This window comes from Peribacillus sp. 05N428, from assembly GCF_056397085.1.
Genome location: NZ_JBFTMS010000035.1, coordinates 1 through 20,952 on the forward strand (window position 1 = coordinate 1; position 20,952 = coordinate 20,952).

A 20,952-nucleotide genomic window follows, 5' to 3' on the forward strand; every position below is an offset into this window, starting at 1 on the left:
TCCAGATGCTCGCTTTCCGCGGGGCGGGCGGTGAGCCTCCTCGGCGTAAACGCCTGTGGGGTCTCACCTGTCCCGCTGCTCCCGCAGGAGTCTCGCACTTCCGCTCCAATCAACCTTAAATAGTTTCGTTTTAAAAACAACAATCTTTACGAAAGGAGCCAAATAAAAAAAACTATAGGAAAACAGGCTTTCCTTCCAATTTGAATATAGTCCGGTAGAGTTCGAAATGGGTCGCTGTATTCAGATGAAAGCTGCAAACGTTACGGGACATATGCGGATATTAGGGAAAAATCGGCATGGCAGCTGGCAAAACTTTTACCTTGAGTAAGTTCAAAAAGTATGTATAATGAAAGGTAATTGCATATGTCAAAGGTTTTCTAGGGTTCCGCAGTGCGTCTCATTGCTGGTCTGGTCCGAGAGAAAACTCACAGCATGCTGTGTCACGGAAGGATAAAAGCCTGGGAGAAACTGTTTAACAGTTATCTCTTGGGCTTTTTTTGCTTTTTTGGTAAAGAATAAAATCGGAGGTGCGTTATTTCATGAGCACAAACTGGATTAAAGTATTCATTGCAGCTTTTTTTGAAGTATTTTGGGTGATTGGCCTAAAACATGCGGATGACTTTTGGACTTGGACTGGAACGGTCATTTCGATCATCATCAGTTTTTACTTGATGATAATGGCTGGCAGGAAGCTTCCTGTCGGAACGGTATATGCCGTTTTTGTCGGCATGGGGACTGCTGGGACCGTTTTTTCCGAAATCCTTTTCTTTGGGGAATCCTTCAAGCTGAGCAAAACGCTATTGATCCTCCTCTTATTATCAGGGGTGATCGGCTTGAAGCTAGTGACGGATGATAAGGCTGAGAAAGGGGATGAATCATAATGGCTTGGGTCTCTTTAATCTTAGCGGGGCTTTTTGAGATGTTTGGGGTTGCGATGATCAATAAATTGCACAAAGACCGAAATTGGCAATCCTTGCTGCTGTTATTCATCGGATTTGGAGCAAGTTTCCTGTTTCTTGCTTATGCCATGAAAACCTTGCCGATGGGAACGGCTTACGCAATCTGGACAGGAATCGGCGCATCAGGCGGAGCGATAATCGGGATGCTCTTATACGGGGAATCCAAAGATTGGCGCAGGGTCGTTTTTATAGCCATGGTCCTTGGCGCAGCAGTGGGATTAAAACTTGTTTCATAGGAATGACATAAAAGCATAGAAAATCAAAGACGACACAATGTGTCGTCTATACTTATTTTTATCTAACTTGAATAATTATCTTATAAAAATTGACCCTCATCCATCACAGCGGAATCTTTCCCCTTAACCTGTTTTAACGTCGCTACTATAAGAAAGCTGACAATCACTAGTAAGAGCCATGAGCTTACCTTTCCTAGATGTACGAGACTCCATGCATCGGTTTGGTTCGGATATTCCCAAGCTCCAAAGAACGTTGCGATATTTTCGGCAATCCATATGAAAAATCCGATGAGCACAAAAGAAAATGCGATTGGCATACGATAACGGGTTCCACCAACTTCGTATGTGACCCATGCTCGCCAAAAGACGATGATGACAAGTCCAGATAGCCACCAACGAACATCCATCCAATAATGGTGAGTGAAAAAATTCAAATAAATCGCAAGCGCAAGAGATACAACGACCAAAAACGGCGGCCACTTGATCAGTTCAACCTTTAACCTCCTCCACGCCTGGCAAAGATAACTCGCTACACTTGCGTACATGAATCCGCTATACAAAGGCACTCCAAATAACTTGAAGTATCCTTCCTCTGGATAAGTCCAGGAGCCCATATGTACTTTGAAAAGTTCAAGGGCAAGACCAATAAGGTGGAACAAGGTGATGACCTTTAGTTCATCCCGTGTTTCAAGCCCGAAACGCAGCATCCACCACTGCATTAGAAGGCAGATGATGAGCAGCCAGTCATACCGCGGCAGAAAGGGAAGCGGAATGAATTTTGTAATAGCCAAAGAGGCAAAAATAACGGCCGGAAACAAGCATGATAGGGCCTGCTCCCAACCAAAACGAACGAGTTGTTTTAATGCTCTCATGATTGGTGCCTCCATTTTTTTATCTACATTCATGAGTAACTCCCCTTTATAAATCATAATCTTGAGTGCCTTCATCATTTCGGTATTCTAAAATATCCCCGGGTTGGCATTCTAAAGCCTTACAAATCGCATCTAAAGTTGTTAATCGAATCGCTTTTGCCTTGCCATTTTTCAATATGGAAAGATTAGCCATCGTTATTCCAACCCTCTCGGAAAGTTCTGTAACACTCATTTTCCTTTTAGCCAACATCACATCAATATTGATTATAATTGCCAAGTTATTCACCTCAGACCATTAAGTCATTTTCTGATTTTATATCGATGGCTTCTTGTAAAAGCCTTTGAAGAACAGCAGCAAAGACTGCAATCACCATTGAAGCAAAAATAACGACCATTCCGATTAATATGATACCTGGGGCGTCGTCCCTTTCCGCCATGAGATAAAAGAGCGGCATGCCTGCCACATATAAGCTGCTTATTGTGATTGCACAATTTTTTATAGTCTTTAAGGCTCTTACTGATAATTCCGAGAAAGCTTTGTTCTTGTCAATATAGCTTAAAAGTTTAAAGGCTTGATACAGAGCAAAGTAAAAAGGTATCGCCGATGCATACAAGTCGATTAAAACGAGATATTTCAAATAAGCCATATCCGGATATAATTCTGCTGCAAAATTCGCTATTCCAGGCACCACGAAGATGCACAAAGCAAGAACTGGAATTCCAATAAGAATAACAGCCATCTTTAAAAAGAGTGTTGTTCCTAGTTTCATAAAAAGCACCTCACTTATTTATTGTCCATTTAATTTAACACACGTTTTATCGTTTTACAATAAAACATTGTTGTTTTTTATTATATTATTATTGTTAATGAAATATCCTATTCTTTTTAAAAATGGCTGTTTTCACATACTTTATTGCTATTTACCAGGTAGTGAGTTGTGGTTGATTTCCACTCCAGATGCTCGCTTTCCGCGGGGCGGGCGGTGAGCCTCCTCGGCGTAAACGCCTGTGGGGTCTCACCTGTCCCGCTGCTCCCGCAGGAGTCTCGCACTCCAATCAACCTTAAATAGTTTCGTTTTAAAAACAACAATCTTTACGAAAAGTGCCTTAAAAATAAAAAAGCATTCCTCTTTACAAAGGAATGCTCCATAACTGAACTATTTATTTATTACCTTCGGCTAAACCCTTATATCATCAGGATTTCCCTGATATCCTCTTCTGTAAGTGCAGATGACGACTTGTCTCCAGGGTCGATGATTTCTTCAATAAGATGTCTCTTTTTCTCTTGGAGTTCATTCATTTTTTCTTCGATTGTCCCACGGGCAATAAGCTTGATGACTTGAACCTCATTTTTCTGCCCCATTCGATGGGCACGGTCCGCGGCTTGTTCTTCAACTGCCGGATTCCACCAAAGGTCATATAGAATGACTGTATCGGCACCGGTCAGATTGAGACCCGTACCGCCCGCTTTCAACGAAATGAGGAATATATCCCGTTCTCCTGCATTAAACCGATTGCAGATTTCCACACGTTCCTTTGATGGGGTTTGTCCATCCAGGTAGAAAAAGGGTTGTCCTTTCATGGCCAAATCCCTGCCGATAATTGTAAGGATTTTTGTAAATTGCGAGAAAATCAGCACACGTCTTCCAGAATGCTTCGAATCTTCGACAATTTGCATCAGTTGCTCATATTTTGCTGAACTGCCTTTATATCCGTCCACAAACAAGGCGGGGTGACAGCATATTTGCCGAAGCCGGGTCAAGCCAGCAAGGATCCTGATCCGATTTTTGCGGAGGGTGTCCTTGTCCAGGTGTTTCAGCGTATCATGCCGCAGCTTGGCCAGATAGGCTCCGTACAGTTTCTTCTGATCGGGAAGCAGTTCCATCGATTCCAGCGACTCGATTTTTTCCGGTAATTCCCCTAGTACGTCCTCTTTCATTCTCCGCAGCAAAAATGGACGGATCCTGCGGGAAATCTGCTTCCTTGAGAGGTTGCTATACTCCTTTAACCCCATGAATAGTTCAGGGAATACGACGTGGAAAAGGGACCAGAGTTCTTCTAGTGAATTCTCGATGGGCGTACCAGTCAACGCGAAGCGATGTGCCGCTTTTATCTTCTTGGCCGCTCGTGCCGTTTGTGTCATCGGGTTCTTAAAAGCCTGTGCCTCATCGAAAAACACCGTATGGAAGTCCTCTTTTTCAAACGACTTGATGTCTTTCCGAAGCAATGGATAAGAAGTGATCACTACATCCATGTCCTTCATTTCTTTAAGCAGCTTCGTCCTTTCCGTCTTGTCTCCATCCACGACGACGGCTTGTATATCAGGAGCGAATTTAGTGAATTCACTCAGCCAATTGTAGGTCAATGATGATGGGCAGACAATTAGCGCCGGAACCCTTTTCTTACGGATGTCAGGTAGCTCGGATAAAATGAACGTGATGCTTTGCAGTGTTTTTCCCAGACCCATATCATCAGCAAGAATCCCGCCAAAACCGTATTGTGCAAGGATTTTCATCCATTTGTAGCCGTTTTTTTGATACTCGCGCAAAATCGGGTCCAGACTATTTGGCACCGTGAACTCCAAGGCACCCGGATTCCTGATGTTATCCAAAAACTGCCGGAATGATTCTTCCATCGTGAATGTCTGGCCATCATTAACGGAGTCAAGGAGCTGGAGTCCTTTTATGATGGGCATGTTCAGTGTGCTTTCCAGGTCTTCATCCTGTACGGGCAGTGCATTCAGAAAACGATTGATTTCCTCGTATTCCCTTGTTTCAAGGGAAAGCAGCGATCCATTCCTTAAACGATAGTATTTTCTTTTTTCTTCAAGCGCGGCTAAGACCTCACGTATTTGTTTATCTGGGATATTATCCATTTCAAATTTGAATTCGAGCCAATTAGTACGCTCTTTTTTAATTTTCACCCTAATGCGCGGTGCAGCATTTCCACGGGAAATTCGGTTCCTTACAGCGGTCGTGGCATAGATTTGTACCAGCTTCTGGAGTTTAGGAACGATATGGTACAAGAACTCATACTCCAACTCTTCGTTATGCAAGAAATAGCCGCCTTCCGTCTTGGCAAACTGGCTATCCTCCATCAGCTTTATTATCTCCGCCTCTTTCTCAACATCCCTCATAACCTTGGATTCCTGTTTTTCCAAAGGGTTGATCACGATATTTTCATAATGAAATTCCAGCCCGGCAAGCAGCCTGTTTTTCACTCGATCCAAGTATAGCTTTGCAACCAGCGGTGTCTTCAAAAACAATTCGGTGATGGATCTTGCTATATGGACTTCACCGAGTCTTTTCAAACCTGGTACCACTTTGTCCAGGAATAATTCCAGCTGGTCATGATGGATTGGAATTTGATTCATCCCCGAATCCTCCATCATTTGCTTTAACTCTGAAAGGCGTTTGAAATCCTCATTTTCGAGCTGAACCAATTTCCCCTCAAATAGGACCAATGTGTATGCATTCATGACGATCATCTCGTGCAGCCTTTTAATATTCAAATGATAACCTTTGACCTCGCTTTCGGTAAAGTCAAACTGTAAAGGAAGCGGTCCGTTTGCTACACGAAAGCCATTGAATGCAAGGCCGCCATAGGCAAGCTTCACCATTGGCGCCGCTTCAAGGATGGGGACAAGCCTTCGGAAAGAAGATGGAGGCAAAAGTAATAAGTGATCGTCCAATGTATATTCAGATTTATCCGTCAGGGCGTCCACGTAGACTTTTTCATCCGATATCACTGTAATGAGTTCCTGAAGCACGGAATCATTTTCATTCTGAAAACAATGCAGCACCGGGTCATATATAAATGAAGGGGACACTTGGGCAGGCTTTCCTTCTTTAACTCGCTTCAGGAAATCCCGGACATTCGACACATTGAGAGAACCGATTTTCATTTCCAGTCCTAACATATATTGTTCCATGCCCATCCATACTGGTTTACACGTAAATTCCGCTTCAAGCATCTTTCTTTTTTCAAAATGGCGCTGATGACCGCTTTTGCGTACAGGCTGATTATTAAAAAGGGTCAGCAAGCCCTCTGACAACTTCTCATGGGCTGTAGCATCAGAACCGGCTGTATGCAGGCCTTCAGGAATCGTTCCATCTCGCTGATGGTCGTATACCGACAGCAGGACGGCTGCAATATGCTGGCAATCCCTAGGGAAGGAAACTAGCACAGGACAGCTGCATTTCGTCTGAAATCCGCCGACTGCATCCACTTCAATCGTGACATGGAAGTCTTCCTTGCCTCTAACCGATGCTTCACAACCATCATGACGATAGCTTTCAAATGTCACTTTATTGGCACGATGAAAAGCTTCCCCTCTTTTAAAGGAGACGGCCCCGCACATGTCTTTTATGATTTTTTGATTTAATTTGATATCCAAATTGCCGTCCTCCTCCCGGGGTTTTTTGGTTGAGTGATTTTACATTCCGCTGAAAAATAAGCTCATTTTAACATCATACTATGAAATGGGTTTACAGGGTTGTAAAAAAGCAAAAAGACAAACTCCCCATTCGGAGTTCATCTCTATTTCAACAAAGGAAATTGCAACTTCATTGTTGTCCTTTCGTGTTGCCTTTCTTTTTTTTTCGATAAAAGAAGCTGAACAGAAGGAGTACAACAAGAATGATAAAAAGGATAAGTTCAGCGGGGTCCTTCACCAAAAATGGGTTAATGGCATGCTTGATTGAACTATCCAGATCAAATCCCAATAGAATATCCATACCTAAAGAAAAGGCCACTAAAGGAAACAGTATCAAAACAGTTATACCGAAGAATTTCATTTTTGATCAACTCCGCCTTGGAACTTATTTTGGTGCTGGCCTTTCCTTTTTTTTCGATTCTTAAAAAAGGCAATCATCAAGAGAAGCAACGGAATGATCACCTGAAATGGCAGATGGACGTAATTTGGTACAGCATCTAGCCCTTCATGGATATGTTCCGTATAGCTGCTTGAAATAATAATTGAAATCAATAAAATGACGATGCCAACAGGGTATGCAAGTCTGGAGGGCTGTTTAACATTGAAAACATTCGCCGTACCCGTTACCGCTACATAAGTAAATACACATATCTTGATGAACCCGCCAATCATCAACAAAAACAGAAAGTACACATCGAGACGTTCAAGAAAGCCAGCGACCTCTATTGACTGAATAAGGGTAAGAAGAGGGTATTGCGAACGTGTCGTAAGGTCCACACCAAGTACAGCAATATTCACAGCCATTATTATCGCGAGAAAAATACCGCTTGTCGCCAAGCTCCCTATCCCAATTTTTTTCAGTCGCTGAGGTTCATTCAAATAAGGAAAAATCATTAAAAACACTATGATCTCGCCAAATGGAAAAAATACGGTTTTAGTGAAACCCATTTTCACCATCTCTGTCCCGCCCATTTCAAAAATGGGTTTTAAGTTGTTTAAATGGATCATGCCGGAAGCAATAATCAGAAGCATGAAAGTCATTAAAAGTAAATTCTCCAAGACAAAGAATAGTTCCCCCGTCCTCGTCAATACTTCTATCCCTTTACGGACCGTATACACCACGACTAAAATGAATGCAGCGTTCGCAACAAATAACGGAATATGAGGATAGGCAAAAGTAAGCAGCGTATCTCCGAAATCCCTCAGCACCCTTGCAGAAAGATAGATGAAATAAAGGATGTATAGAAAAGCTACGATCCTGCCTAGAAAATTCCCCAATATATGTTTTACAAACTCTGTTAATAGCTGCTCAGGGTAGTATTGAAAAAGGCCATAATAAATGAAAAATAATAAAAATCCGCCTATCATCGCAATAAGGATGACTAGCCAAGCAGCCTGCTTGGCTTCACCTGCAAGCGGAACCAAAAGTGCACTGCCCATTTCAAACAGGAAAATAAGGACGAACAGCTGGTAACCGCTGATTTTTGCCTTTTCCATGAGGATGCCACTTCCTTTCCATTATTGATCTTTCTTTTTTAAATTTGAAAGAAATGGCTTATTACGTAATCCGGTACGGCGAATGAAAGTTTCTACCTGCACATCTACTTCCAGTTTAGGAAAAGTATCGTCGTCCCAGTTTTTCTCTAGTTTCTTCCATTCTTTCGGATGGGATTCGTGCATGAGCTCCCCAAAGCCAAATATATCGGATTTATTTTTTTGTGCCCGAACGATTGCTTCTTCCATCTCCTTCTTCAAATCCTTCGCTAACTTCTTTTCAATATCTATCAGAACATGCATATCGGTTAGGTTCAAGGGAACATTCACCTCCCGGATATCTCCCTCTGCACGGACATTTATCGTTATTTTCGGTTTGCCGTTTACCAATTTTGCCCCGACGTTGGTTTTTTGGCGAATTACTGAATAGGTGATTGCGTTTTTTTTACCCTCCCAATCAAGGTTTAAATAGGTATTTTCGATCCTATCCAATACCCACATTGATCCTATTGCCTTATCACCGTCCAGCCAGTCAATCAATTTGCCATCTTTAAAAACACCAATTCCCGCTGCATTAGGGTTTGCCTCAATATCCGAAGACATGGTATTCTCCATTTTATCCTCTTTACCTGTGTTGCCTTTCACGGTAAAACCGCTTATTATTGGTTCTTTTCCGGTACTAAGCAGATTCTTGATCACCTCTTGGAGATTGATGCTAATACTTTTCCCTTGGGTTTTTTCAGTGGTTTCAATCGTCCTAATGACTTTTTCAGCAGATACCTTATCGATTGCAGTTAACGTTTCGACAATATCCCTTGCTTTCACACCCCGGGCAATCACAATCCTCGTAGTTGCCCTGAATTCCGGTGAGCGCTCAAATGCATCGAAAATATCGTTGAGGCCCTCTTCCTTTGCTAGTTCCTCACCGATGACAACCAGGTTGGCATGGGCAAAATACATATCTCGGGAGATTTTCGTTGAAGCGATACTATCCAGTTCAAGTATATTATTTCCAGCGGCCCTATAAATGGATATCGGTGGATTCGTTCCGCCGCCGCCCTGAAGAGCTCCCGCCACATTACCTGGATTAATGATTTGGAATGTTCCCACAATCTTTCCCTCTTTATTTCTATCGAGTCCGACCGCCGAGACGATGGCCATTTCGTTTAACTCTGTTTTATCCCAGCAGCCAGTAGTGAATGTGGTGGCGATCAACATCATCAAGAGCAGGACTAATCTTTTACGATTCATTGCCTTCACCTTTTTTCTCGTCAGAAGTTTTCATTCCGCGTGATTCAGGAGGCAATGGTCTTTGATTTTCGCCTTCCCTTATCAGATTACTTTCGTTGGTTAATAATTTTGGCCTTTCCTTAAAGGCCCACATAGGTCTTCTGAAGAATGTGTCGCCCAACCCTTCAGGATTCAGAGGGGCGAGCGGTGTCATATAAGGAACTCCAAGTGAACGGAGGCTGCATAAATGGACGATGAGAATGATAAAGGCTAAAATCATCCCATAAAAACCTAAAGTGCCGGCACAAATGATGAATCCGAACCGCACAATGCGGGCAGAAATTGCTATGGCATAAGAAGGGGTTGCAAAACTGGCAATCGCCGTGATCGAGACAATGATGACCATTGCCGGCGATACGATACCAGCCTGGACGGCCGCCTGCCCGATGACCAATGCTCCGACAATGGACATCGTCGAACCAACGGCCTTTGGCATCCGAAGACTTGCTTCCCGTAATATTTCAAAGGTCATTTCCATAAGAATCGCTTCAACGACGGCAGGCAAAGGAACCGTTTCCCTTTGGGCCGCTACAATGACCAGCAGCTTAGTTGGAATCATTTCCTGATGAAAAGTCGTGGCTGCAACATAGACAGCCGGTCCGACTATCGAGATGATGAAAACGATGATTCGTAAAAAACGTGTCGCTGAAGCAATGTCAAAGCGATTATAGTAGTCTTCGACAGATTGAAAAAACTGTACGAATATTGCCGGGGCCACCAAGACGAAAGGCGTTCCATTAACGAATATCGCCACTCTTCCTTCCAGAAGATTTCCCGCAACCATATCCGGTCTTTCTGTATGGTTAAGGGTTGGGAATGGGGTCATGACCTGGTCTTCTATCAATTGTTCAATATATCCTGATTCAAGAATGCTATCGATGTTAATTCGATTTAAGCGCTTCTTGACCTCCTCGACAATCCCTTCCTTGACAATTCCATTTATATACATGATGGAAACGTCCGTTTTTGTCACCGTGCCTATTTTCATCGACTCTATCCATAAATCCGGTGTATTGATGATGCGGCGTAACATGGCGATGTTCGTTCCATTCGATTCCGTAAACCCTTCTCTCGATCCCCGGACAGTCAAATGCGTGCTTGGTTCCTGAATCGAGCGCTTCTCTCCTCCTCTTGTACTGGCAACCAGGGCGGTGTTTACTCCATCAACAAAAATGATGCTGTCCCCTGATAATAATGACAAAAATAGTTTTTCCCAGTCCGTGACGGTTTCTACCCCACCGAGGGAGACTACGTCCTCAGAGATAATATCCAATGCTTCTTGTGGAAGTATGTTTTTTGACAGGTGAGGATTTTTCATGATTGATTCAATTATAAAGTCCGTAACGCTAGGATTATCAATCAGACCCTGCACATACAAAATAGTTGTTTTTATCTCCGGGTTTTGCCCGATTTTCAACGTTCGGATAATGATGTCGGGACTTTTTCCCGTCTTTTTCTTCACGATTTCCAGATTGGCAGAAAGGGAACTTTCAATATAATCAGGCGTTTTGCTTTTGGATTGACTTTCATCTTCCTTTTTCTTTTCACGTTGCTTCACTTGTCTCTTTTGTTTGAAAAAAGAAGCCATAGCACCGAACCTCATTCCTTTTTCGTTTCACTCATTTTGTCCAAAGCACTCCCCCTTTATTCTGGGTTCAGTTTTCTTCCTCCAATAAGAAAAAGGCTGTCGCAATGACAGCCTTTAATGGTCATATTCGGTTAGGGAATGAATGCCGATGATACCGGCCCAATCAACTAAACTGAGATTATACTTTGCCTTTATTCCTTCTAAAAATCAAAACAACGAAAGCGATCAATAGCAAGGCCAGTATCGCATATACGATGTTTGAATAAATGTCCATGTACCCTACAATATCTTCCCACGAAGAGCCAACAGCTGCCCCGATATTCACCAAGATGATGTTCCAAATTAATGTTCCGGATGTTGTGTAAAGCAGGAAGAGCCAAAAGCTCATATGGGACATCCCTGCTGGAATCGAGATCAAACTTCTGATCAGCGGAACCAGCCTGCAGAAAAACACGGTCCATGACCCATATTTGTCAAACCATGAATTCGCCTTATGGACGTCCGATACCGTTAACCGAAGAATATGGCCCCATCTTTCCACGAACCTTTCAATGACCTTCACATCAAGAAGTAAACCAATTCCATAAAGGACGACTGCCCCTGCCACAGACCCTAGGGTCGAAGCGATCACGACACCGATAATCGTCATATCCGCTTTTGTTGTCATGTAACCGCCAAAAGTAAGAATGACCTCAGACGGGATCGGCGGGAAAATATTTTCCAATGCTATTAATAGAAAGATTCCCATATACCCAAAATCATTCATGAATTCCGTAATCCAGTTTTCCATTTAATACGCTCCTAACTTTCTTGAATCAACAGCTGGCTTGCTACCTGCCGGCTGCTTATCTTGCAATAACCTTGCTCCCTTTATTAACGATCTTTGTTCTTCCGCCGGTCTTGATACCTTTGGAAAAACCAGATGGAAATCGCAATCCAACAACCACCCGCCAAATATCCGGCAATGATATCACTAGGATAATGGACCCCCAAGTATATTCGGCTAATACCTATCGAGAGGATCATCAACATGCTGAACAGAATCAATAGAATCCTTGCCCACCTAGCCGTAATGTGACGCCATAGCAAAAATGTAAGAATACCGTATAAAGAAAATGCATTCATGGCATGTCCACTAGGGAAACTGTATCCCCCTATATCGATGAGTCGATGTAAATCAGGCCGGGCGCGTTGAAAGAATAGCTTAACCATCAAATTGAGAAGAGGTGAACCCACCATGACTGCAGTGAATAAGACTAGTTCCAAACGATGCTTCAAAACCCTATATAAGAAAAACAAAATGACCAAGGAAAGGATGATCAGTGAAGCGGTTGAACCTATGTAAGTAAAGAACTTCATGATGTCCGTCAGCAGAGGGGACTCCCATCCCTGCACCAAGGAAATCACATCTTCATCAAATTTCAGGTATTCATTTGCACTTATGGTAAATGCCATGAAACTGAACCCGATTAAAGAAAGTACACTTATTATAAAGGCAATGGTTAATTGCTGCTTTAATTTCATAATAACATCCTTTCACTTATTAAAACTGTTTCATCTGGAAATTTCTATTTTATCATATCTTCTTCATTGCATGGTGGGTGTAATTGCTTCATCGCCCGCCAACCTAATTCGAGGAACATGCCTAGGCACAAAATTTTCTACTTTATCATACTACTCTATTCGACATTGTCACCTCAACTTCAGGTTACTATAAGATTTCCTGCCAAACGTTTCAAGGAGTGACAGGAACATATTTAACGCATACCATTCAACATGCAAAAAGAAAAAAACCTTATGCAGGTTAGGGCACAAGGTCTTTCATTTTTTACATGCGGCTTGCCTTAAGCGGTAGTGATGTCAAAGTTTGCCCTGTCGCTGAATCGGTAAGATTCTCTTCTAACTGGAACGATGGCACCGCTTCAATATGCTTGAATTTCTTCAGGAATGCAGTTAGCGCAATCTTCGCTTCCAGCCTGGCTAGCGGCGCTCCGAGGCAGAAATGAGGGCCATTACCGAATGTGAGATGTTTCTTATTATTAGGGCGGTGGATATTAAGTGTGAAGGGGTCTTCAAACATCTCTTCGTCCATATTAGCTGCACTCATCCAAACAACCACGCTATCCCCTTCTTTCAATTCCACTCCCAATAGATCGTTATCTTGCTTTACAGTGCGATCCAATTTAATAAGATTGAATCGGAAACGGAGCATTTCCTCGACCGCCTGCGGAACTAAATCCAGGTTTTCATGTAACTCTTGATAAACTTCTCTGTCATCATATAGCAGCGAATAAAAGCTATTGGCCAATAAATGACTGGTTGTCTCGACTCCTGCACCTAAAATCAGCATGGTCGTCCGGACAACCTCATCATCCGTAAACATTTCCCCATCCACTTCCGACTTCAATAGATCTGAGATGATATCATCCGCCGGGTTCAATCGTTTTTGCACAACAATCGGATACAAATACTGATAGTATTCTTTTGCTGCCACTTGCTTCAATTTATCTACTTCTTCTTGTTTTTCTCTATCAAAAGGAAGGAATAAGGTATCCACCCATTTCTTAAACAATAAACGATCTTTCGAGGGAACCCCCATCAAATCGGCCATGACAATGATCGGAAGCGGACTCGCCAATGATGCCACAATATCGATTTCCGTTCCACCATCCATTTGTCCAATCAATTCATCTGCAATTTCCTGAATGCGAGGTTCCCAGTTTTGAAGACTTCTAGGTGTGAATGCTGCTGCCAGCAGTGAACGGCGTTTTCTATGATCAGGTGGATCCGATTCAGTGATTTGGATCTTTTCAGGCACAGAACCTTCCTCACTATCCGTTCCAACCGAAATCGTCGTCCGTTTCCGAACACTTGAAAAATGTTTATAATCACTGAGAACCCGCTTCACATCTTCATATTTAAAAACATTCCACGTATCCGTTCCTTCGTGATAACTCACAGGGTCATTTTCTAACATCCTTTTACACCAAGCGTACGGGCTAAATTCCTCCGTCCTTGTTTTAAACCTAGTAATTTCTTTTACTGCAATAACTTCTTTCATGATACCGACTCCTCCCACTTCTCAAAAGTACCTAACAAAAGGACCGAATGTGAAGCATTCTCCATCTCCGTCGATTTGTTATAGGGCCGAGCATTCCTGATAGACTTTTTCACCAAATCCTTAAATACACATCTATTCCATTATAGGGTAAAACACCGCAACAAACCATGCATCTTCCATACCAGCGGCCTTACATGAAATTTGCCCCACAATCCCGACACCCCTATGTAAAACTGCTTATTTTTTACAATTCCCTTTCTTTTTTTATTTTTTTATGTCTCTCAATCGATGCTAAAATCCAATCCTCTTTTTCCAAATTCGGAAAGAGTGCTTTTCACTACGTTATTTCAGTATAAATTTTTTGTACTTACCTGAGTTTGTGGATCACGTTGATTGGAACGTTTTTCAAATAATAAAAACTGCGACAACATAGGGTTCGGAATGCTTTCCTGCCGAATGCCCATCAAGCTATTACAGGTGATAACCATGATTTAAAATAAAAATATTATTTCTGAAATCAAGCTGATTAAATAAAAAAACTGCAGGCAAACTCGCTTTTCTTCGAGTTTACCTGCAGTTTGAACGCCTGCACGATGCCGCCGTCAATTTTTTCCCCTTTTAATCAGTTCATGCAAATCATCCATTTTCTTTTCCATGATATCCAGTCTGGTTTTACGGTGCTTGATGGAACGGAAAAGGGATACGGTCCCAACGATGATCAGGATTAGAAATAAAAGGCAAAACAATTGGTATACCAGATCCGCAATATTATACCCACTCACTATGTAATCCCCCTAAATGGCATTCTCAATATTCTATTATACACCAGGCAAAATGAACAATTTAACCTTTTTAAGGAGAAACGGGAATAAAAAACCGATAGCCTTTTGCTACTGATTGCAGTTTGTAGACAAAAGGGGTTCGGAAAACGTGACTTTTATCAAATGATGTTCCCAAACCAACACCTTCAACTCATCAGGTATGGTTTCTAACTAATTTTTATAACAAAGCTGATTGGAGAGGAAGGTGCAAGACTCCTGCGGGAAAAGCGCGTCTAGGGAGACCCCGCAGGCGCAAGCCGAGGAGGCTCGTGGAAAGCGAGTGCCTGGAGCGTAAATCAACGTCCAAATTGTACATGCCATAAAAAAACTATAGACAAACTCGATTAAAATCGAGTTTGTCTACAGTCTGAAACCGATAGCCATATGCTATCGGTTCATCTTTTATCCCTCTATTTGTTGATCATCGTCAATATCACTTTGAGGCACAATCAATTCTTCATAGAATGCAGCCGTTGTTGTTCCTGCATAAGGAATCAACCATAGTAAACCAATTCCCAGCGTGAACATGCAAAGGATGCCCCACCCGATGAAACTTAGGTGCATAAGGAAATACTTCCATTTCAAGCCCTTCATTCTTTTTTTGCTCTCTGTAATGGCTTCAAGCACCGTGTATTCAGGATGATCCTTCAATAGGAAAAACTGCTGCGAATAAGCGATGGCCTTGATGATACCCGGAATGATTAATAATAATGACCATAAAAAAATGAAAATTGCTTGTAAGATGGATGCCCCAATAAGCTTGAAAGAGGTTTTTCCATCTTTATAGATAGCGAACACTTCCGGAATGCCAGGATTCCCTTCCCTAACTAAATTCAGGTAGAACCAAGTGGTTGAAATGGTAAGCGGGATTAAGGCAATGGAAAAGACCATGCTGAAGATATCAGACCATAACGGTGTTTCTTCCTGCATGAGCCATTCTGAAAACCCACCGCTTCCGATCACTTCGACAATTAAAGGAAAAATGAGGTTGATCAAGAATAACAGCAACATAAGCGAAACAGTTACTCCCCATTTACCTCCCAACGACTGAAGGGCTTTCCTCTTTAATTCTGAGATTCTCATACTCTGATTAACTCCCTTCTTTTAAATGGCGGAATTCTGAATGTTTTCTTTTTTATTGTAAATATGGATAGATTCAGAAAAACCACTATTTATTTGATGTATAAATCTCAATTTGTATTTTAACATACTAGCTCCTAGTCGTGGGCTTAAATTCCTAGAAAGCGCACACGGATAGAGTCAACCGGTTTCGAGCAACCATGATCCACTCCTTTCTTGCCTTGGTACTGGCTTGTAAAAGTTTATGAACGGGAATAAGACAATATGCCCTTCCAAATCAAAAATACCTTCGCGGAACCATCCCCTGTTAAGACGTATGGCCAGCGAAGGAGCATGTATTTATCTTGGTTAAAAGTCCTTATGTTAATCTAGTTCTTTTTTCCTTTTCCCAGGTAGATCAGGCCCTATCCCAAAATCTTTCGAACAGCATGGAGAAAAATGTTAACACCGTATTCCATGGCATCTTCGTCAAAATTAAAACGCGGATGATGGTGGGGATAGGTTACTCCCTTTTCCTTTTTCCCAGCTCCTATCAAGAAATAATTGCTAGGGGCCTTCTGTTGGAAAGCCGAAAAGTCCTCAGCCCCCATCGTCGGTTTTTGATGGTCGACAGCTTGTTCTCCATAAACTTCAAGGACAGTTTCTTCAATGAGCTTAGTGACTTCATTGTCATTTATGACTGGGCGATATCCAGTTAGATAGTTAAATTCATACGAGGCACCATGTGCTTCCGTAATGCCTTTAATGACCCTTTCCATAAGAATTGGCATGGATTCACGGAATTTCAAATCAAAACTTCGAACCGTCCCGCTAATCTCTACAGAGTTTGCAATGACATTGGCCGCTTCCCCTCCAACGAACTTTCCGATGGAAAGAAGCAAGTTGTCCAGCGGATCTGTATTGCGGGACACGATATATTGAAGATTCGTAACGACCTGGGCACCAATCGCGATGCTGTCAATCGTTTCATGGGGAGCCGAACCATGGCCTCCCTTTCCTTTAATGGTCAGAAAAAAACCATCTGGCGCAGCCATCATCGGTCCATACACGATGCCAACTTTCCCGATTTCAAAGGTGGACATGAGATGGGCCCCAATCACGATATCCACACCTTCCATTACGCCTGCATCGACCATTTCCTGCGCTCCACCAGGAAAATACTCTTCGGCATGCTGAAAAAAGAAGCGAACTTCACCTTTCAGGCCATCTTTCAGGAAAGGATTTTCGCCGTACCAAGAAGCATCGCCGTATGACCATCATGACCGCAAGCATGCATGACACCAGGTGTTCGGGATTTAAAATTGAAAGAATTCTCTTCCTCGATCGGCAGCGCATCCATATCTGCACGGATACCCAATGTTTTCCCCGGTTGGGAGCCAATCAAGCGGGCCATCACACTGTATTTTGTCGGACGTGTAACTTCCAGGTTTCCAAATGACAACAGGGTTTCGTATACGAATTGCGATGTCTTCTCTTCTTGATAAGATAATTCCGGATGCTGGTGAAGATGACGCCGCCAAGCAATCACATCTTCTCTTACACCTTTTATTTCCGGATATAACTTCAAACTTTGCATGACCATTTCCTCCTCAAATATGAACTATAAAATCTATCTATCTAGTAAACCAGCAAGGTATGTGCCAATTATTAATTTTCTGTAAATTAAGAATTCCCGCTCCTTGAAAAACAGGATTTGCGCCTTATACTCTCAAACAGCAACATCACTTCCAAGACTTCCCAGCACGGAAGTGTAAATTTTTTTACGCTCTAGCGTAAAATTTTTTTTACTATCGTGGAACATCCGCACCAAGGAATTGAAAGGGACGAAAAGGAAATCTGCCCCTTTTCGTCCCTATATCTTCTATTTATTTATCGCCGTTTCTTTTTGATAAACCAAAGAACCGCCCATATAAGTTTCTTCCACTGTAATCCTATCGATTTCCTCCGGCCTGATCGCCAATATATCTTGGTCAAGCACAATGAAGTCTGCATGATAGCCCGGAGTGAGCTGCCCGACATCCGGGATTCTCGTTATCTCCTGAGCGGCCCGTGTGTAAAGTGTAATCGCGGTGGGTACATCTACACGCTGATCCTGACCGGTGTCCGTACCGTCATAGGCAATTCGCGTGACGGCTGCCTTGATTCCAACGAACGGATTGACCGGATCGACCCATGCCGTTGCAGGTGCATCGGAAGAGAATGCCAGTTTAATGCCTGCTTCCAACATGGATTGGATGGGGTAGGTTTGCTTCAAACGTTCTGCACCTAGATTTTTAAGGTAGCTTTCGATTTCGGCATATAAAAAGATTGGTTGTGGAACAAAAGCGATACCCGTTTCAGCTGCACGCTGAAGTGCTTGCTTTGTAGGCATGGCAGCATGTTCGATCCTTATCGATGGACCATCCGTGATCCATCCCGTTTTTCCGTAAAAGGTATTCACGATCATATCGATCGCTTGCTCCCCCATGGCATGTATGACCAATTGAATAGTGTTTTTCCTGGCTGCCTCAGCTGCACTTAACAACTCTGCCTCTGATGTCATCTGGATGCCATGGTTCTTTTCTTCTCCTAAAAACGGCGGATCGACCCACGCCGTTTGCCCCGACACGCTGCCATCCGAGAATAACTTGACCCCGCCTATATGATTCTGGCTTTCCCTGTTTGTTTTATCCTTATCCAGGATCATATCCTTCTTCATATCTTCCCAAATATAGTATAAAACGGTACGTTGCTTGAGGCCCTTTTTGCTTGCTTCCCTATACATATCCAAGTAATCGATCGGCTGGGTCCTTGCCAGGAGCTCAGTGATTGCCGTTATCCCATGTGATAATAATTTGGGACTCAGTTCGGCGAGAGTATCTGTTTCTTCTTCGAATGTTTGAACCGGCATCACTTTATTGACCAGTTCTTTTGCATTTTCCCGTAATATTCCGGTCGGCTCCCCTTCCGAATCCCTGTCAATCTCCCCTCCTGCTGGATTTGGCGTGTCCTTTGTGATCCCCGCCAATTCCAATGCCTTGCTGTTCACGGCAATTATATGGCCGCAGGTCCGGGTTATGACAACAGGGATTTCTGTCGTCGCCCTATCCAGATCATGGCGGGAAGGGGACCGTCCTTCCGTCAATTTCCCTTCATCATATCCCCAGCTTTCAATCCAATCCCCTGAATTCCGGGATTCACATTGTTCACGAACGGCTTTGATCAAATCCTCAATCGATTCAACGACAGGGGGCATACATGGAATTTGCTTGGCTGCCTTAGCTAAAAATAGCGGATGAAGATGTGCATCAATGAGTCCGGGAAGCACCCGCCGCCCTAGAAGGTCGATCCGTTCCCCATTCATTCGATCTGTCTCTGACTGTTCTCCAACCCACTCGATGCGTCCATTACGAACAACCATGGCACTTGCATATGGTTGTTTTGGATTCGAAGTGAATATTTTTCCATTTATATAAATAACATTCATATTTCGTTTATTCGCGTTCATACTTTCCCTCTCCTTATTAAGTAAAATCCAACATGATGAACGTGGAAACTTCCCTTCATCCTTCCATAATTAAACTTTATGCCGTTTCCCAACATTTAAGATGAATGGTTTTCACCAGCCATGGGGCTTGAAGAAATTTCCTGAGCCTGTTTTCGGTGAATGAGCATTCCCGCAACGAATCCCAGTACGGCTGGAATGAGCCATGCAAACCCATTTGCACTGAATGGTATGATGGAAATGAAATCATTCATGAATCCCATATGGATACCGATGCTATCCAATGTTTCGCATAAACTGATGATGAAAGTGGCCAGGACCGACCCCTTATAGGCACCCGCGTTTGGGATGTACCTGCGGAAAACGCCAAGTAAAACAATCACGATCGAAACAGGGTAAATTCCCATGAATAAAGGTACCGAATAGTCGATGATCTTTTCGACACCCATTAGCCCCATCAACACTCCAGTGGTACAAACGACGATTACCCAATTGCGGTAACTCACTTTCTGTTTTGTCAGCCCGCTAAGGAAATCTGCTATTGAAGCGGTTATTCCAATTGAGGTGGTAAGGCATGCTAATGAAACCGCTATAGCCAATGCAACGGTGCCGTAATCCCCAAGCAGTTTATAAACCAGGCCCGTCACCAGCTGCGCACTCTCCATTTCATTTGGAAATAATCCGCTTCCTGTAGCACCGATATATAGAAGCCCTCCGTATATGATGAGCAATCCCAAACCAGCCACTATGGTTCCGTTCATGACCACTTGCTTCATTTTGGAAGGTTCCGCATATCCTTTAGCTGCAATCGAGCCAATGAAAACCGAGGCACAAAGAAGGCCCGTAAACACGTCACCGGTCTGATAAGCACTAAAAAACGAGTGGCCAAACGGATTTTGGATTTCCGTATTTACTGGCGCCCCCAATGGATCGAATGTGCCTTTGATGACGATAAAAAGAAGGATCGCGAACAGGGCAGGCGTTAGCACTTGTCCGACTTTATCAATGAGATTGGAGCGATCGCTGGCAAAATAAAAATTCAATCCAAAGAAAACGAGCATCGTCACGAAAGAAGGTACATTCGGGAATAATGTATGAACCCCCATCTCATGTGTCGTGGCGGCTGTCCTGGGTACAGTGACGAGCATCGCAATCCCAATCATGACGACCAGATTGAATACCTTATAAAACCAGGGGCTGATCGGCCTTGTCAGTTCTTCAAATTTTCCTTTTGAATTCAGGACCGCCACAACACCCAGTATAGGGAGTACAATTCCGGTAAGAATGAAGCCCGCTAGCGCCGGAAGCCAATCCGACCCTGATGCAAGTCCGATCGACGGAGGAAAAATCAGGTTGCCAGCCCCAAAAAATACGGCAAATAAAGCAAAACCAAAAATAAGGCTGTCACGTACTATCTTGTTTGTCTTCATCCATTCACCTCTATTTTTTTATCATTCAATGAAACTATTTTTAATACGCCTATCAGTTATATAAGCAAATCTCGTGCCAATCTTAACAATATTTTAATTATTTTTAACATTACTGGCATATGACCCTGCACACAAAGCAAAAAAGGGTCACGATTCTATTTAGCATATAGAATGTGACCCTTTGATTACCCAAATCCATTAA

Annotated in this window: 17 protein-coding genes, 1 pseudogene and 1 riboswitch; of the genes and pseudogenes, 2 read left to right on the forward strand and 16 right to left on the reverse strand. The window is 42.9% G+C overall.

The window, feature by feature from the left end; all coding sequences use genetic code 11:
- The first annotated feature begins 366 nt into the window (after positions 1–366).
- Positions 367–467: riboswitch (guanidine-I (ykkC/yxkD leader) on the forward strand.
- A gap of 72 nt (positions 468–539) precedes the next feature.
- Together AC1DIV_RS23170 and AC1DIV_RS23175 are read left to right on the forward strand one after the other, a co-directional pair.
- Entirely contained in the window at positions 540–881 is a 342-nt protein-coding gene (locus AC1DIV_RS23170; protein ID WP_063594494.1) for a DMT family transporter, read from the forward strand.
- A complete protein-coding gene (locus AC1DIV_RS23175; RefSeq protein WP_034309447.1) occupies positions 881–1,195 on the forward strand; it encodes a DMT family transporter in 315 nt (104 codons plus the stop codon). The genes AC1DIV_RS23170 and AC1DIV_RS23175 overlap by 1 nt, the downstream gene beginning before the upstream one ends.
- An 80-nt stretch (positions 1,196–1,275) precedes the next feature.
- Here the strand turns inward: AC1DIV_RS23175 and AC1DIV_RS23180 are convergent, their stop codons facing one another.
- The 16 genes and pseudogenes from AC1DIV_RS23180 to brnQ form a co-directional block, all read right to left on the reverse strand.
- Positions 1,276–2,067: a DUF817 domain-containing protein gene (locus AC1DIV_RS23180; protein ID WP_477577498.1), complete on the reverse strand. Its 792-nt coding sequence runs from the start codon at positions 2,065–2,067 to the stop codon at positions 1,276–1,278.
- 46 nt (positions 2,068–2,113) lie between these two features.
- A complete protein-coding gene (locus tag AC1DIV_RS23185) occupies positions 2,114–2,344 on the reverse strand; it encodes a helix-turn-helix domain-containing protein (protein WP_477577463.1) in 231 nt (76 codons plus the stop codon).
- Positions 2,345–2,354: 10 nt separating this feature from the next.
- Positions 2,355–2,837: a DUF2975 domain-containing protein gene (locus AC1DIV_RS23190; protein WP_063594496.1), complete on the reverse strand. Its 483-nt coding sequence runs from the start codon at positions 2,835–2,837 to the stop codon at positions 2,355–2,357.
- A gap of 416 nt (positions 2,838–3,253) precedes the next feature.
- A complete protein-coding gene (locus tag AC1DIV_RS23195; protein WP_477577465.1) occupies positions 3,254–6,463 on the reverse strand; it encodes a DEAD/DEAH box helicase in 3,210 nt (1,069 codons plus the stop codon).
- 169 nt (positions 6,464–6,632) lie between these two features.
- Entirely contained in the window at positions 6,633–6,863 is a 231-nt protein-coding gene (locus tag AC1DIV_RS23200; RefSeq protein WP_477577467.1) for a YczF family membrane protein, read from the reverse strand.
- Entirely contained in the window at positions 6,860–7,999 is a 1,140-nt protein-coding gene (locus AC1DIV_RS23205; RefSeq protein WP_477577469.1) for a GerAB/ArcD/ProY family transporter, read from the reverse strand. The genes AC1DIV_RS23200 and AC1DIV_RS23205 overlap by 4 nt, the downstream gene beginning before the upstream one ends.
- Before the next feature lie 21 nt (positions 8,000–8,020).
- Positions 8,021–9,247 (reverse strand): Ger(x)C family spore germination protein, encoded by a 1,227-nt coding sequence (locus AC1DIV_RS23210; RefSeq protein WP_340877286.1) that lies wholly within the window; start codon positions 9,245–9,247, stop codon positions 8,021–8,023.
- Positions 9,237–10,874 (reverse strand): spore germination protein, encoded by a 1,638-nt coding sequence (locus tag AC1DIV_RS23215; RefSeq protein ID WP_477577470.1) that lies wholly within the window; start codon positions 10,872–10,874, stop codon positions 9,237–9,239. Before AC1DIV_RS23215 ends, AC1DIV_RS23210 begins: the two co-directional genes overlap by 11 nt.
- A gap of 178 nt (positions 10,875–11,052) precedes the next feature.
- The gene (locus tag AC1DIV_RS23220; RefSeq protein WP_034309462.1) at positions 11,053–11,664 is read right to left on the reverse strand and encodes a DedA family protein; all 612 of its coding nucleotides are present in this window, start codon (positions 11,662–11,664) and stop codon (positions 11,053–11,055) included.
- 83 nt (positions 11,665–11,747) lie between these two features.
- Positions 11,748–12,398, reverse strand: coding sequence for a phosphatase PAP2 family protein (locus tag AC1DIV_RS23225; protein WP_134783547.1), 651 nt, complete (start codon positions 12,396–12,398; stop codon positions 11,748–11,750).
- Between the two features lie 304 nt (positions 12,399–12,702).
- On the reverse strand, positions 12,703–13,938 hold the full coding sequence (locus AC1DIV_RS23230; RefSeq protein ID WP_477577500.1) for a cytochrome P450: 1,236 nt from the start codon (positions 13,936–13,938) through the stop codon (positions 12,703–12,705).
- 599 nt (positions 13,939–14,537) lie between these two features.
- Positions 14,538–14,717, reverse strand: a complete 180-nt coding sequence (locus AC1DIV_RS23235; RefSeq protein ID WP_034309467.1) for a hypothetical protein — start codon at positions 14,715–14,717, stop codon at positions 14,538–14,540.
- Between the two features lie 441 nt (positions 14,718–15,158).
- On the reverse strand, positions 15,159–15,839 hold the full coding sequence (locus tag AC1DIV_RS23240) for a DUF975 family protein (protein ID WP_477577472.1): 681 nt from the start codon (positions 15,837–15,839) through the stop codon (positions 15,159–15,161).
- Positions 15,840–16,240: 401 nt separating this feature from the next.
- Positions 16,241–17,412: pseudogene (locus tag AC1DIV_RS23245) on the reverse strand (M20 family metallopeptidase).
- Between the two features lie 285 nt (positions 17,413–17,697).
- Complete coding sequence (locus AC1DIV_RS23250; RefSeq protein WP_477577474.1) at positions 17,698–19,323, reverse strand: amidohydrolase; 1,626 nt, start codon at positions 19,321–19,323, stop codon at positions 17,698–17,700.
- Positions 19,324–19,418: 95 nt separating this feature from the next.
- The gene (brnQ, locus tag AC1DIV_RS23255; RefSeq protein WP_477577476.1) at positions 19,419–20,750 is read right to left on the reverse strand and encodes a branched-chain amino acid transport system II carrier protein; all 1,332 of its coding nucleotides are present in this window, start codon (positions 20,748–20,750) and stop codon (positions 19,419–19,421) included.
- Positions 20,751–20,952 lie beyond the last annotated feature (202 nt).